17 protein-coding genes are annotated in these 13971 nt (G+C 68.8%); 8 read left to right on the top strand and 9 right to left on the bottom strand.

All coding sequences use genetic code 11. The features are described 5' to 3' along the window. On the top strand, positions 1-940 hold a 940-nt coding region (locus NJ4_RS15925), incomplete at its 5' end, for an AI-2E family transporter (RefSeq protein WP_067437307.1). Positions 941-1037: 97 nt separating this feature from the next. On the opposite strand, the gene NJ4_RS15920 is transcribed toward NJ4_RS15925, so the two are convergent. Next, a complete protein-coding gene (locus tag NJ4_RS15920) occupies positions 1038-2003 on the bottom strand; it encodes an EamA family transporter (RefSeq protein WP_067437302.1) in 966 nt (321 codons plus the stop codon). Positions 2004-2041: 38 nt separating this feature from the next. Between NJ4_RS15920 and NJ4_RS15915 the strand changes: the two genes are divergently transcribed. Then, complete coding sequence (locus tag NJ4_RS15915; protein WP_067437298.1) at positions 2042-2581, top strand: CGNR zinc finger domain-containing protein; 540 nt, start codon at positions 2042-2044, stop codon at positions 2579-2581. Between the two features lie 52 nt (positions 2582-2633). Here the strand turns inward: NJ4_RS15915 and NJ4_RS15910 are convergent, their stop codons facing one another. Then, positions 2634-3434 (bottom strand): alpha/beta fold hydrolase, encoded by an 801-nt coding sequence (locus NJ4_RS15910; protein WP_067437295.1) that lies wholly within the window; start codon positions 3432-3434, stop codon positions 2634-2636. A 66-nt stretch (positions 3435-3500) separates the two neighbouring features. On the opposite strand from NJ4_RS15910, the gene NJ4_RS15905 reads away from it, so the two are divergent. The 4 genes from NJ4_RS15905 to NJ4_RS15890 all read left to right on the top strand — a co-directional run bounded on the left by NJ4_RS15905 (position 3501) and on the right by NJ4_RS15890 (position 5928). After that, positions 3501-4106: a hypothetical protein gene (locus NJ4_RS15905; RefSeq protein ID WP_067437292.1), complete on the top strand. Its 606-nt coding sequence runs from the start codon at positions 3501-3503 to the stop codon at positions 4104-4106. 56 nt (positions 4107-4162) lie between these two features. Then, complete coding sequence (locus tag NJ4_RS15900) at positions 4163-4798, top strand: HIT family protein (protein WP_067437289.1); 636 nt, start codon at positions 4163-4165, stop codon at positions 4796-4798. Positions 4799-4859: 61 nt separating this feature from the next. Next, positions 4860-5450 (top strand): DinB family protein, encoded by a 591-nt coding sequence (locus NJ4_RS15895; protein ID WP_067437286.1) that lies wholly within the window; start codon positions 4860-4862, stop codon positions 5448-5450. Between the two features lie 10 nt (positions 5451-5460). Continuing rightward, positions 5461-5928, top strand: a complete 468-nt coding sequence (locus NJ4_RS15890) for a VOC family protein (RefSeq protein ID WP_067437283.1) — start codon at positions 5461-5463, stop codon at positions 5926-5928. Positions 5929-5998: 70 nt separating this feature from the next. Here NJ4_RS15890 and NJ4_RS15885 read toward each other — a convergent pair whose 3' ends face one another. From NJ4_RS15885 to NJ4_RS15875, 3 genes are all read right to left on the bottom strand, one after another. Next, positions 5999-7807 carry a 3-hydroxyacyl-CoA dehydrogenase family protein gene (locus NJ4_RS15885; protein WP_067437280.1) on the bottom strand — a complete coding sequence of 603 codons (1809 nt, stop codon included), beginning with the start codon at positions 7805-7807 and terminating at the stop codon, positions 5999-6001. Positions 7808-7903: 96 nt separating this feature from the next. After that, positions 7904-9130: a 3-hydroxyacyl-CoA dehydrogenase NAD-binding domain-containing protein gene (locus NJ4_RS15880; RefSeq protein ID WP_067437277.1), complete on the bottom strand. Its 1227-nt coding sequence runs from the start codon at positions 9128-9130 to the stop codon at positions 7904-7906. A gap of 43 nt (positions 9131-9173) precedes the next feature. Continuing rightward, positions 9174-9674, bottom strand: a complete 501-nt coding sequence (locus NJ4_RS15875) for a GNAT family N-acetyltransferase (RefSeq protein ID WP_067437274.1) — start codon at positions 9672-9674, stop codon at positions 9174-9176. Positions 9675-9712: 38 nt separating this feature from the next. Here NJ4_RS15875 and nucS point away from each other — a divergent pair, with 38 nt between their 5' ends. Together nucS and NJ4_RS25240 are read left to right on the top strand one after the other, a co-directional pair. Beyond that, positions 9713-10402, top strand: a complete 690-nt coding sequence (gene nucS / locus NJ4_RS15870) for an endonuclease NucS (protein WP_067437272.1) — start codon at positions 9713-9715, stop codon at positions 10400-10402. Positions 10403-10474: 72 nt separating this feature from the next. Next, positions 10475-11023, top strand: a complete 549-nt coding sequence (locus NJ4_RS25240) for a DUF952 domain-containing protein (protein ID WP_082748726.1) — start codon at positions 10475-10477, stop codon at positions 11021-11023. Positions 11024-11026: 3 nt separating this feature from the next. Here the strand turns inward: NJ4_RS25240 and NJ4_RS15860 are convergent, their stop codons facing one another. From NJ4_RS15860 to NJ4_RS26005, 4 genes are all read right to left on the bottom strand, one after another. Beyond that, positions 11027-11932 (bottom strand): FAD-dependent oxidoreductase, encoded by a 906-nt coding sequence (locus NJ4_RS15860; RefSeq protein WP_067437270.1) that lies wholly within the window; start codon positions 11930-11932, stop codon positions 11027-11029. A gap of 73 nt (positions 11933-12005) precedes the next feature. Further along, positions 12006-12701, bottom strand: a complete 696-nt coding sequence (locus NJ4_RS15855; protein WP_067437267.1) for a hypothetical protein — start codon at positions 12699-12701, stop codon at positions 12006-12008. 217 nt (positions 12702-12918) lie between these two features. Next, positions 12919-13641 (bottom strand): hypothetical protein, encoded by a 723-nt coding sequence (locus NJ4_RS15850; protein WP_067437264.1) that lies wholly within the window; start codon positions 13639-13641, stop codon positions 12919-12921. A 104-nt stretch (positions 13642-13745) separates the two neighbouring features. Next, positions 13746-13919: a hypothetical protein gene (locus NJ4_RS26005; RefSeq protein ID WP_169799276.1), complete on the bottom strand. Its 174-nt coding sequence runs from the start codon at positions 13917-13919 to the stop codon at positions 13746-13748. Between the last annotated feature and the right edge of the window lie 52 nt (positions 13920-13971).

Genomic DNA, 13971 nt, shown 5'->3' with positions numbered 1-13971 from the left:
CGGCTCGACGCTGGTCCTGGTCGTCGTCTCGATGTTCCTCGCGGCCGGCCTCAATCCGCTGGTCGAGTGGTTCATGCGGCGAGGCATGCGCCGGTCCCTGGCCGTGTTGTCGGTGATCGTGATCGTGCTGATCGCGATCGCGCTCTTCCTCTCCGCGATCGTCCCGGTGATCAGCGAACAGGTCGCCGCGCTGACCAGCAACGCACCGCACTGGCTGGACCAGCTTCAGGAGAACAAGCGAGTCCAGAAGTGGAACGAGGACTACGACCTCATCCAGAAGGCCAAGGACTACATCGCGGACGGCAACCTCGCGCAGCGTGCGTTCGGCGGCGTTCTCGGCTTCGGCCTCGCGGTGCTGTCGGCGCTGCTCAACGCCTTCATCGTCATCGTGCTGACGCTCTACTTCCTGGCCTCGCTGCCCAAGACGAAGGCGGCGTTCTACCACCTCGCTCCGGCCTCGCGCCGCGACCGGGTCACGAAGCTCGGCGACCGGGTCCTGGGCGGCATCGGCGGCTATGTCTCTGGGGCCTTCGTGGTGGCGGTGTGCGCGTCGCTGGCCTCCTTGGCGTTCCTGTTCATCGTGGGTCTCGGTGAGTACGCCGTCGCGCTGTCGTTCGTGGTCGGGCTGCTCTCCCTGATCCCGATGGTCGGCGCCACGATAGCGATGATCATCGTGTCGGCGATCGGCTTCACGATCTCCCCCACCGTGGGCATCACCTGTCTGGTCTACTACGCGCTCTACCAGCAGCTCGAGAACTACGTGATCTACCCGCGCGTGATGCAGCGCTCGGTGAGCGTGCCGGGATCGGTCACCGTGATCGCGGCACTGATCGGCGGTGGCCTCCTCGGCGTCGTCGGCGCGCTCATGGCCGTGCCGACGGCCGCGGCGATCCTGCTGCTCACCCAGGAGGTCTTCATCCGTCGCCAGGATGAACGCTGACCCGTCGTGAGTTCGGATCGACCCGTCGCCAGTTCGGATCGACCCGTCGTGAGTTCGCGAACTCACGACGGGTCAGCCCGAACTCACGACGGGTCACTCACGGCAGCTCAATGACCTCGGGCAGTCTCGGCTCGCCCAGCTTCACGATCACCACACCCGCGAGCACGAGCACTCCCCCGGCCAGCTGCAGCCAGCCCGGAAGCTCGTCGAGCAACAACCACGCGAAGAACATCGCGGCGATCACCTCGGTGAGCGCGATGAACGACGCCAGCCGGGAACCGAGCCGGCGCCCGGCAGCGATGCCGGTGGTGTAGGCCAGCGCGGCGGTCACGACCCCGAGCAGGACGAGGGGCACCCACCAGGCGACCTGCGTGCCGTCGTACGACGCATCGGCCGTGGACGCGGTCATCGGCACCACGCCGACCAGACCGGCCAGGCCCAGGCAGATGGCTCCGACCGCGAGCCCGCTGGCGCCCAGCACCAGTGGCGGGAGGCCGTTGTCCTCGTCGGCGGAGAGCACGAAGTAGGTGGCCGCGCCGATCATGGCGCCCAGCGCCCAGAGCACGCCGACCACGCTGAGGGAGGCACCGGAGACCAGGTCGAGCAGAAGCACCAGTCCGATCGCGGCGACCCCGGCGCCGACCAGGGTGAGCGGACCGGGTGCATGCCCGTGGCGCAGCCAGAGCCAGACGACCACCGCGACCGGCGCGGTGTACTCGATCAGGAGGGCGACACCGACCTGCATGTGCGCGACCGCGTAGAAGTAGCACAGCTGGCATCCCGCCACCGCCACGATTCCGTAGGCCACCACCAGGAGACCATTCGTGCGAATCAGGTGCCAGCGCCCGCGCAGGGCCGCCACGGCCGGCACCATCAGGATCAGGGCACCGATCGAGACTCGGACCGTGACTGCGGCCCCGGCGCTCCAGCCGGAGTCGAGCAGCCCCTTGGCCAGAGCCCCCGAGAGTCCGAACGAGGCCGCCGAGGCAACCGCGAAGGCAAGCCCGGAGCCGAGCCGCGAGGAGGCGACCGGCACGGGGACGTCATGAGTCATCGCGGCCATGACAGATGACGCTACGCGCAGACATGTAAGGTGTCAACATGGTTTTTGCTCATGACACCGAGATGTCGATGCAAGCCGCCGTGGCCCTGGTGAACACCGCCTCGGCCCCCGACACCCTGGTGTCCGTGGCGCAGGCGGACGCGTTCTGGACGAGCTGGGAGTACACCGGACGGCACGAGCGCACCCGCGCCGAGCTGGACGCCGTCCGCGAGCTGAGGCCGGTGCTGCGCAACCTGCTCACCAGCGACCGCGACCGCGCCGCGGTGCTGGTCAACGAGCTGCTGGCCGACGCCTCCGCACTCCCCCAGCTGGTGCGCCACGACGAGTGGGACTGGCACCTTCATGCCGTCTCCCCCGACCGACCGTGGCCGCAACGCATCACGGTGGAGACCGCGATGGCGATGATCGACGTGGTCCGCAGCGACGAGATGTCGCGTCTGGGTGTCTGCGCCGACGACGACTGCGACGGGCTGGTGCTCGACCTCTCCCGCAACCGCTCGCGCCGGTTCTGCTCGACCGCCTGCACCAACCGGGCCGCCGTGGCCGCCTATCGCGCTCGCCAGGCCGACACCCCCTGACCCTCCGCACCCCCGGGACACTCCCTGACGTCTCCGTCCCGCCCGGAGCGCTTCAGGAACCGGCGGCCAGGAACCTGCGCAGGACCTGCTGGAAGATCTCCGGCTGCTCGGAGTGCACCCAGTGGCCCGCGTCCTTGACGGTGATCCGCGCGGCCCGCGGGAACCAGCGCAGCATCGCGGGCGCGTAGTCGTCGGTGACGTAGGGCGACCTCGCACCAGCAATCCACAGCACCCTGCCGTCGTACGGCGACACGTCCCCCAGCCGCTCCTCGGGCCAGCTGCCCAGCACGTCGAGCTCACGGGCGAGCAGGTCGAGGTTGGGCTGCCAGCGCCAGCCGTCGCCGTCCCGACGCAGGTTCTGCAGGAGGAAGCTGCGGACGGTCGTGTTCGGCGCCGCCTGGGCCAGGGCCGCGTCCGCGTCCGTCCGTCGTTCGAGCCGGTCGAGATCCATCGACTGCATCCCGGCGATGAAGCCGCCGAACTCGCTGCCGTTGGCGTAGACCACCGGCGACATGTCGACCACGACCAGTCGCTCGACCAGCTCGGGATGGCGCAACGCCAGCACCATCGCGATCTTGCCGCCCATGGAGTGCCCGACCAGGGCCACCGGGTCCTCGGCCGAGAAGAGCTCCGCCAGTCGGTCGGCGAACGCGACGTAGTCGAGGTGCTCAGTCCAGCCCGAACGCCCGTGGTTGGGCATGTCGACCAGTGTCACCCGGTGGTCGGGGGCCAGCGACTTCGCGATCTGGGTCCAGTTCTTGCCCTGGCCGAAGAGCCCGTGGAAGAACACCACACGTGGACCGACCTCACCAAGGTTGGTGGTGTAGATGTCATCGGTGGTCACAGCTGACATTGTGCCGGGTCGCCAGCCATGGCGGGCCGCGGGGTTGTCGTCGCCCCCAGTGGGCAGAATGCCTGCATGAGATCGATCAACACCCTGACCCTTGCCGTCGCCTGCGCTGCCCTGCTCACCGGCTGCAACGCCGACGACGACTCCGCTCCCGCCGACGATGCCTGGAAGCCCGACTCGAGCGTGCCCACCGAGCCCGGCGATGACGGTTTCACGCGACCCGGGGCCGTCCTCGCCCCGGCCGCCAGTGCTCGTGTGCCGTTCCTCGACGACGGCTTCGGCGATGAGCCGGACCTGACCGGGTCACTGGAGATCTCCGACGTCCAGGTGCCCGTCGAGGGTGAGCGCGATGCGATCCCGTCCGACCAGGCCTTCAGTGACGAGCTCGACGGCACGCCCTACTACGTGACCTTCACCGCGAAGAACACCGGCGAGACCGATCTTTCCGGCACCGTCATCCGCCTCACCGCCGTCGACGTCGAGGGCGACACGATGGCGACGTGGGCCTCGTCCTCCCTCGAGCCCTGCCCCGGCGCGTTCCCCGCCGACTTCGGACCGGGCGCCACGGCAACGATCTGCTCGGTGGTCTTCGTCGACGACGATGACCTCGCGGCGGTCGGCTATGACCGAGCACCCGACTACGAGGACGATCCCGTGCTCTGGGACCTCACCTGAGCACGTGCCTGACAAAGGGCTTGGCACCGGGTTCGACAGTCGGGCACGCTGACCACATGCCCGAGTCCGCAGCAGAGTGGTTCGACAGGGTCTCCGAGTCGCTGTCCAGCGATGGCCCACGTCACCCGCCGTGGACCCAGTGGTCGACGTGGCCGTTCGACAACGACGAGCTGTCGGCACGAGCCCTCGAGCCACCGCAGCCCGAGGCACCGCGTCGGGGCGCTGGCGGCGTCGACTGCGAGCAGTGTGACCGACGCAGCGAGCCGTCGTACATCTTCTGGCGCGACGACCTGGTCATGCTCGGCGCCCCGTTCCAGGTCACCTCCCTCCCGTTCGTCGCGTTCCTGATGCCGTGGCGTCACGCTGACCTCAGCGACCTGACCGACGACGAGGCCGCCCGCATGGGGCAGATCTTGATGCTCGCCGAGCGCGCCGCCTGCGACGTGCTCGACATCCCGCGGCTGCAGGTCTTTCGATGGGGTGACGGCGCCGAACACCTGCACTGGTGGTTGATGGCCAGGCCTCGTGGCATGGCCCAGCTGCGCGGCACGTTCCTGCCGATGTGGGACGACGTACTCCCGGCCCGTGATCCCCGAGACCTGCGCAGCGACCTCGATGCCGTGGCCGCGCGGCTGGTCGAGGTCGCGGGCGGTACGACGACCGCGGGACCGAATTCTGCATCGACCCAATAGCGGTCAGGAACTGGCCGGAAAGAGCGACAGACTGGTGCTCCACCGAACGAGAGGACATCCCATGCCAGCCCAGGCTCCGCCCGTCACCGACGAGCGCGACGGTCTCCGCGCCTACGCCATCCAGCAGCAGGACGCATATCGCGCAGTCATCTTCGGGCTCACCGACGAAGAAGCCGGTCGCACGCCGACCACCAGCGCGTTGAGCGTCGGCGCACTGGTCAGGCACGCGACCCACAACCAGCTCACCTGGGCGGCCACGGTCATGGCGTCACCCGGGCCGGTCATCGACGACCGGCCCCAGGAGGAGCAGTACGCCGAGCGCGAGCGGATGATCACCTGGTTGGAGGGCGACACGGTCGACGGGGCGCTGAAGGCCTTCGACGACGCGAGTGCGGCGGTCCTCGAGGCGATGGCCACCGCCGACCTGGACACCCCCGTGCCGGTTCCGGACGCACCGTGGAACCCGAAGGACGTCGACAGCTGGTCGGTACGCTGGGTGTGGCTCCACCTGCTCGAGGAGCTGGCCCGGCACGCCGGTCATGCCGACATCATTCGCGAGGCGATCGACGGCGCCACGATGTACGAGCTGGTCGCAGCGCGTGAGGGCTGGCCGGAGACGCCGTGGCTCAAGCCCTGGCGACGGAGCGAGTGAGAGGTCCACGATGAGCGTCGTACGAGCCGTCCAGATCACCTTCGACTGTGCCGATCCCCAGTCTCTCAGCCGGTTCTGGGCTTCGGCGCTGGGCTACGTCAACCCCGGACCACCTGGGCGCACCCTGACTCACGACGACGACGTCTTCGAAGCCTGGCACGCGTTCCTCGCCGAATCCGGGGTGCCCGAGAGCCAGTGGAACTCCGCGTCCGCGGCCGAGGACCCCGACGGCAACGGACCTCGCCTGTTCTTCCAGCGGGTGCCGGAGGGCAAGCTCGCCAAGAACCGCGTGCACCTCGACGTACGTGCCGCCCCGGGCCTGGGGGCGGAGGAGCGCATGGCCGCACTGGAGGCGGAATGCGATCGGCTCGTCGCCCTGGGCGCCACTCGCACGCAGCGCTTCGAGCCTGCCCCGCCGATGACCAACGGCTTCATCGTGATGGCCGATCCCGAGGGAAATGAGTTCTGTCTCGACTGAATACCTCACCCGATAGTCCCTGACGTTCGGCCCCTCGGACAGGGTCCGAACGTCAGGGACTATCGGGTGATCAGCGGGCGGAGTAGTCGCGGAATCCGCGCTTGGTCTTGCGGCCGAGGTAGCCGGCGGTGACCAGGTGCTCCAACAACGGTGCCGGTGCGAACCCGGGCTCGCGGAACTCGAGGTAGAGCTCCTTCTGGATCGCCAGCGACACGTCGTTGCCGACCACGTCGAGCAGCTCGAACGGTCCCATCGGCAGCGCGCAGCCCTGCTTCATCGCGGTGTCGATGTCGTCGGCGGTCGCGTAGTGCGCCTCGAGCATCTTCACCGCGTCGTTGAGGTAGGGGAACAGCAACGCGTTGACGATGAACCCGGCCCGGTCGCCGCACGAGACGGCCACCTTGCCGACCTTGTCGCACAGCGCCCGCGTCGACTCGGCCACGTCGTCGGAGGTGGCGACCGTCGTGACCACCTCGACCAGCTTCATGATCGCGGCCGGGTTGAAGAAGTGCATGCCGATGACGTCCTGCGGCCGAGAGGTCACCTTGGCCATCGCAATGATCGGCAGTGACGAGGTGGTCGTCGCGAGGATGGCTCCGTCCTTGCAGATCTCGTCGAGGTTCTCGAACAGCGTGGTCTTGATCGCGAGGTCCTCCGCGATCGCCTCGACCACGAGGTCGACGTCGCGCAGGTCGTCGAGCGACGTGGTGCCCCCGATGCGGGCAAGCGCCGCCGCCTTGTCCTCCTCGGTGGCCCGGCCACGTTGGATCTGCTTGTCGAAGTTGCGGGTGATCCCGGCCGCGACGCCGTCCACCTTCTCCTGTGAGCGGCCGACGTAGAGGACGTCGTACCCGCTCTTGGCGAAGACCTCGACGATGCCGGAGGCCATCGTGCCGGTGCCGACCACACCGACCTTCGTGATGTCATGGCGCAGCTGCGGCGCACTGTCGGCCGCGGGCGTCCGCTCGTCCGCGACGACCTTCGAGCTGTCCGGCCCTTCGTAGGTGTAGAAGCCACGGCCGGTCTTTCGACCGAGCATGCCGGCGGTGACCATCTGCTTGAGGATCGGCGCGGGGGCGTGCAGACGGTCCCGACCCTGCTTGTACATCGTGTCCAGGATCTCGTACGCCGTGTCGAGGCCGATCAGGTCGAGCAGCGCCAGCGGCCCCATGGGATAGCCGCAGCCGAATCGCATGGCAGCGTCGATGTCCTCGCGGGTGGCGTACCTGCCCTCGTAGAACGACACCGCGTGGTTGAGGTAGCCGAAGAGCAGGGTGTTGGCGATGAAGCCGGCCTTGTCGCCGCAGACGACCGGGTTCTTGCCGACCTGCTCGACCAGCGACTTCGCCCGCTCGAGTACGTCGGCCTCGGTGACCACAGTGCGCACGATCTCGACCAGGTTCTGCACCGGCGCCGGGTTGAAGAAGTGAATGCCGACCACGCGGCCGGGACGGGAATTGGCAGTGGAGATCTCGGTCACCGACAGCGACGAGGTGTTCGTGGCCAGGATCGCGTCGGCTGCCACGATCGTGTCGAGTCGCGCGAAGATCGACTTCTTCACCTCAAGGGACTCGACGACCGCCTCGACCACGAAGTCGGCCGGGGCCAGATCGTCCATCGAGGTGGTCAGAGTGATCCGGCCCAGGAGCGCGCTGGCGTCGTCGTCTGAGAGCTTCCCGCGCGTGACGGCGCGCGCCGTCGAGTGCTCGAGGTGCTGGCGACCTCGGTTGACGCCCTCGTCGTCCTGGTCGACACCGATCACGGTGAAGCCGTTGCGGGCGAAGACCTCGGCTATGCCGGCCCCCATGGTGCCGAGGCCGATCACGCCGACGGTGGAGATCTCGCGAGGGGCAGTGGGCTCAGGCGCTGCGGTCGTCATGCATCGAATGATGGCATGACGACCGCAGCACCCGATCCGCTCCCACGGATCGGGACAAACCGCCTCTCGGGCGGCCTGACCCGTTGGTTCTCGGAATCAGCTGTAGTCGTGGAAGCCCCGGCCGGTCTTGCGACCGAGGTGACCGTCCGCGACGACCTTCTCCAGTCCGGCGGCCGGCGTGAAGCCCGGCTCCTTGAACTCGGCGTAGAGCTCCTGCTGGATCGCGAGCGACACGTCGTTGCCGACCACGTCGAGCAACGCGAACGGGCCCATCGGGAATCCGGCCCGCTCCTTGACCGCGGCATCGACCGTGTCGATGTCGCCGCGCCCCTCGTCGACGACCTTGACCGCGTCGTTGAGGTAGGGGAACAGCAGTGCGTTGACGATGAACCCTGCGCGGTCGCCACACGAGACCGCCACCTTGCCGATGCCGGCGCTCAGGGCGCGGACGGTCTCGTCGACCTCGGGGCTGGTCAGATCGGTGGTGACCACCTCGACCAGCTTCATGATCGCGGCCGGGTTGAAGAAGTGCATGCCGATGACCGCTTCGGGGCGCGAGGTGACCCCGGCCAGCTCGGTGATCGGCAGCGAGGAGGTCGTGGTGCTCAGGATCGCGCCCTGCTTGGCGATGCGGTCCAGGTCGCGGAAGAGCTCGGTCTTGACCGCGAGGTCCTCGGCAATCGCTTCGACCACGAGGTCGACGTCGGCCAGCGCCTCACGCTCGGTGGCGCTGCTCAGTCGGGCGAGCACCTCTGCCTTGCCGCTCTCGTCGAGCTTGCCGCGGGAGATCGCCTTGTCCAGGGACGTGGTGATCGCCCTGACGACGCCGTCGGTCTTCTCGGTCGAGCGGCCGACGATGACCACGTCGTAGCCGGCCTTCGCGAAGACCTCGACGATGCCCGAGGCCATCGTCCCGGTGCCCACCACGCCGATCTTCGTGATGTCGTGGCGCAGTTGCGGCGCGTCGTCGGCAGAGGGCGTCTCGTCGTCCGCGACCACGGCACCATCGGCCCACGTGTAGAAGCCGCGACCGGACTGCTTGCCGAGACGACCGTCGGCGACGAGCTTCTCGAGCAGGTCGGCCGGCTGGTGCAGGTTGTCACCGGACACGGCGAACCGGGCAGCGAGCACGTCGCGCACGACGTCGAGACCGAGTTCGTCGAGCACGGTCAGCGGGCCGGTCGGGTAGCCGCAGCCGAAGCGCATGGCGGCATCGATGTCCGCACGGGTGGCGTACGACGTCTCGTACATGCGGACGGCGTGATTGAGGTACGGGAAGACCAGTTCGTCGGCGATCTCGTTCGTGGCTGCGATGTCAGTCATGCGGGAATGCTGACACGCGCCCTACTGGTGGGTAACCGACTGTTCATCCCTTGATACGGCGCACCATGCCGACGCGTCGCCCGTGCCGCTCGAGCTCGACCTCCTCCGACAGGTGGCGGCCCAGGTTTCCGGTCGGGCGAGCCACCTCAACGAAGCCGAGCCGGGCGTAGTACGGCGCGTTCCACGGCACGTCGGCGTAGGTCGTGAGGGTGAGCTCGGTGTGACCCCGAGCCGCTGCCTCGGCGCAGCATGCCTCGATCAGCGCCGACCCGATCCCCCGGCGAGTCAGCGCCGTGCGCACCGCGATCTGCTCGAGGTGGGCACCGCCCTGCTCCTCGACGACGTGCGCGAAGCCCGCCACCGGAACGCCTGCGACCATCAGGAATCCCGGGTCGCGCGCTCGGTCCCGGCCGGTTCGGGGCAGGTCCCATCCGGTCTCACCGAAGAGGTCGTCGAAGCGTCGGTCGCCCTCGGCCTCGATCTCCGGCAGTGCGGCGAGATCGGCTTCCTCGGCGACCCTGATGGCCGGCAGATCCAACGTCATGTTCACCAGCCTGCCACGGGCCGGTAGCCTCACCTCCCGTGAGACTCGTCGTTGCGCGCTGCCAGGTCGACTACGCCGGCCGGCTGACCGCCCACCTGCCGATGGCCACCCGTGTCCTGATGATCAAGGCCGACGGTTCGGTCCTGGTGCACAGTGACGGTGGCTCCTACAAGCCGCTCAACTGGATGTCGCCACCCTGCACCGTCAAGGAGGCCGTGAACGACGAGGGCCACCTCGAGTGGAACGTCACCAGTCGCAGCACCGCCAAGGGCCCCGAGGACACTCTGCGAATCGTGCTGGAGGAGATCCACCACGACTCCGAGCACGACCTCGGCATCGACCCCGGGCTCCAGAAGGACGGCGTCGAGAAGCACCTCCAGGAGCTGCTCGCCGATCACCCGGCCACGCTCGCGCCCGGCCTCACCCTGGTACGTCGCGAGTACCCGACCGCCATCGGCCCGGTCGACCTGATGTGTCGCGACACGAACGGCGAGTCGGTCGCCGTCGAGATCAAGCGCCGCGGCGACATCGACGGGGTGGAGCAGCTCACCCGCTATCTCGAGCTGCTCAACCGTGACCCGCTGCTCAAGCCGGTCCGCGGCATCTACGCCGCCCAGGAGATCCGGCCCCAGGCCAAGGTCCTGGCCGGCGACCGCGGCATCCAGTGCATCACAGTCGACTACAACGCCCTGCGCGGCCTCGACGACCCCAGTGACCGCCTCTTCTGATCCGGTTGCGTGCCGAGGTGGTCGTTGCGACCGGCACGTGGGCCCCCGAACCGACCTGACATGATGCGCGCCATGCAGATCTTCCACATCGCCGAGAAGTCGCGCTGGGACGCCGCCAAGCTTGCCGGCTCCTATGCGCAGTCGACGTACGGCCGTTCGCTCGAGGACGAGGGCTTCATCCACGCCTCGCGCGCGGACCAGTGGGAGAGCGTGCGTGAGCGCCACTACGCCGACGCGCCCGGCCAGCTGGTGCTGCTCACGATCGAGACCGACAAGCTGACGTCCGAGTGGCGCGAGGACACCGTGGGTGACACGACGTACCCGCACATCTACGGGCCACTCAACCCGGCGGCCGTCGTGAGCGAGCGGTTGCTGCCGCGCCTCCAGCGGGACGGCACGCCGCGGCCGCAGGAGTCCTTCGCAAAGCTGTTCTTCGCCGAGATCATCACCCGGATGAGCGCCGCGGTCCTCGTCATGGTGCTGGCCATCGCCGGGCACTACGCAGCCGTCGGCATCCTCGGCGAGGACCGCTGGCTCCTCGGTGTGATCGCGGGTGCCGTCGTCGGCCTCGTGATCGTGGTGCCTCTGTTGCGCCGCCGCAACGACCGCCTGAAGCCCTAGAGGTCAGGCGTTGACCAGGTCGGCGACCTCGTCGGCGCAGCCCCAGGACATGGTGACGCCCGCTCCCCCGTGCCCGTAGCAGTGCACGACCCGATCGACTCGTTCCACGCGCACCGCCGGCCGCACCGGCCGAAGTCCCACCTTGTGCCGCAGCACCTTGGCGCCCTCCAACTCCGGCACAATCCTGGTCGCCCGCGCCAGGATGTCGCGCGCGGTCTCGGGTGACGGCGTACGACTCCAGTCCCCCTCGTCCGCGGTGCCACCCACGACCACGTCGCGCGAGCGCGGGACGACGTACGTCGGACCCTCGTCATCGATGGCCCACCGGTCGATGCCGCACTGTTCCACCACGAGCACCTGTCCGCGCACCGGCACGACCGACTTGTCCGCAGCCAGGTGGCGCGACCCGAGCCCGGCGCAGTTGACCACGACGTCGGCACCGGTGGGCAGCGCCTGAAGGTTGAGCCGCGTGATGGTGCCGTCGAGGTCTGCGACCCGACCGGCCAGCCAACGCAGGTAGAGCGGCATCTCGATCACCGGCGTGGTGAAGGTCCAGCCGTCGACGTACCCGACCGGCAACGACGTCTCGCGATCCAGGGAAGGCACCGCGGAGCGCCACCACGGGTCGGCCTTGCGTGCGGTGAAGACCTCGGTGCCGGTGACCATGCGCACTCCGGTCGCGCGATCGCCGGCAAGACCGACGAACTCGGCGTACGACGCCCCTGACCAGGCCGTCACCCGTTCCTGGGGCAGCGCCCGGTAGGGATACCAGATGGCCGCGGCCACCGAGCTGGTCGTCTCCAACGGCAGGTCCCGGGCGAGTACGTCGACCCGGTGCCCGGCCTCGAGCAGCCTGATCGCGCAGGTGAGCCCGACGACTCCTGCTCCGACCACGTTCACGCGTGCCATGGGGAGAGTCTGCCGTAGTCATCCCACGGTTGTCGGCGAACTCTCCCGGTCGCGCAATGCGGTCCCCTGCTCGTCAGGCCGCCGGCCAGCGCGGGAGCCCACGCACGTGCCAGCCCCACACCCGGCCGGCCTGCGTCGTGGTGAGGCGGACGTGCTTGCGCGCCGAGACCACCCACGTGCCCGAGCGGTAGGCATAGGTCTCGGCCTGACCGTCCCAACGGCCCCGGTTCCCACGGAAGACTGCGGTGTGAACCAGACGGATCTGACCGCTGGCGTTGCGGGTGCGGCGCAGGCCCTCCGACAGCATCGCCGTGCCGTCGACGGTCCAGCGTGCACGGGACGGCGCCCTCTCGAGGACGATGCGGCCGGCGCGCCAGGTCAGCACCGAGTGCCAGGCGGTGTGTGCGCCCCACCCGGTCACCACGCTGATCTCCGCGCCACTCACCGGATCGAGCGGGGCCGAACCGTGCCACACGCAGGGGTTGCCCATCGAGCTGTACAGACTCTTGGTGGCCACGCGGCCCGAGTCGGTGGCGACCTTGACCGCGCAGATGGTGGCCGAGACCTTGCGCAGCGAGATGTAGTCGACCTGTCCGTTGCCGTCGACGTCGCTCGCCGTCGAGACGAGCTGCCACGGAGCGGCCGTCTGAGCCGCCGTCGCGACCTTCGTGGGAGCGCCGGACGCGGTGGCCGGGGCCGAGGTTGCGGGCGACTGGATCAGGACTGCGGCGGTCGCCGCCACGGCCAGTGCGATCAGAGTCTTCTTCACGAGATTCCCCCATCATGTCGGGTCCGCTGATCGGACCGTCACTGGGAGAGACGCAGGAAACGTCGGTCTGGTTGCCGGAAGCTTCTCGACGGAGCTGTTCGGACAGGTCCGGCACGCCTGGACGCACGAGTCCCCGAGCAGCGCGGCGCCCAGCAGAAGGCGAGCCTGCCGATGCCCCCGGAGGTCCATCGGCTGGCCCCCTCGTGCCTGGCTCCGCTCAGCGCTCGAAGCGGGGCAGGAACTTCACGTGCCAGCCGCTGATCGCCGAGGCCTGCGCCTGGGTCATGGCCACACTCTTCTTCGCGGTGACCACCCACGTGCCGCCCTTGTAGGCGTAGACCGAGCGCACTCCGGACCAGCGGGACGTGGCGCCGCGAGTGACGGCCGTGTGCGCCAGGCGAATCTCGCCGGCGGCGTTCCGGGTCCGCCGGATCCCCTCCTGCATCATCACCGTGGAGTCGACCGTCCAGCGCGGGTTGCGCGGCGCCCGCTCGAGCACCAACCGACCGTCGCGCCAGGTGACGATCGAGTGCCACTGGGTGTGCGCCCCCAGGCCGGTGAGCACGCTGATCTCGGAGCCCCTGACCGTGTCGAACGGCGCGTCGCCGTGGAAGACGCACGGGTTGCCGAACGAGCTGTAGAGATCCTTGGTGGCACCTTGTCCCGGGCCGCGGGTCACGCGCACCGAGCACACGTTGGCCGACTTCCTGCGGATCCAGATGCCGTCGATCGTGCCGTCACCGTCGACGTCACTGGCGGTCGACATCAGGCGCCACTTCGCGGTCCCGGCGTACGGGTTGACCGCCTGGGCATTGACACCGAGGTTGGTCGGCGCGGCCGTGGGCACTGAGGCCGGCACCGCCGAGGCGAGAGCCGGCGACTGGGCAAGCACGGCGCCCATCGTCGCGGTCAGGGCCAGGGTGATCAGAGACTTCTTCACGAGGTTCCCCCATCGCTGTGGGTCCGCTGTTCGGACCGTCACAGGAGGAGACGCCCGCTGGCCCGGAATGGTTCGCGACAATCTCGGGCAGCAAGCGAGACGGGTCAGGCCGCCTTGGCGAGCTTCTTGGCCGTCTTCTTGTCCACCTTGACCAGCTTGCGCTTCTTCACGGTGAAGCCGGAGGGAAGGGTGCCTTCCTTGAGCATGCGAATCGGGCAGCGCTTGCAGCGGTCCTTGGACACGCAGCACTTGCTCTTCGGCTTCCCCTTCTTTCCCATGGCCACGATCATACGCCGTCAAAGAAGGCTTGCCTTACCTTGTGTGACCCGC

The organism is Nocardioides jensenii JCM 1364 = NBRC 14755 (genome assembly GCF_001552535.1).
GTDB lineage: Bacteria > Actinomycetota > Actinomycetes > Propionibacteriales > Nocardioidaceae > Nocardioides > Nocardioides jensenii.
This window is presented reverse-complemented; position numbering and strand designations above follow the sequence as displayed.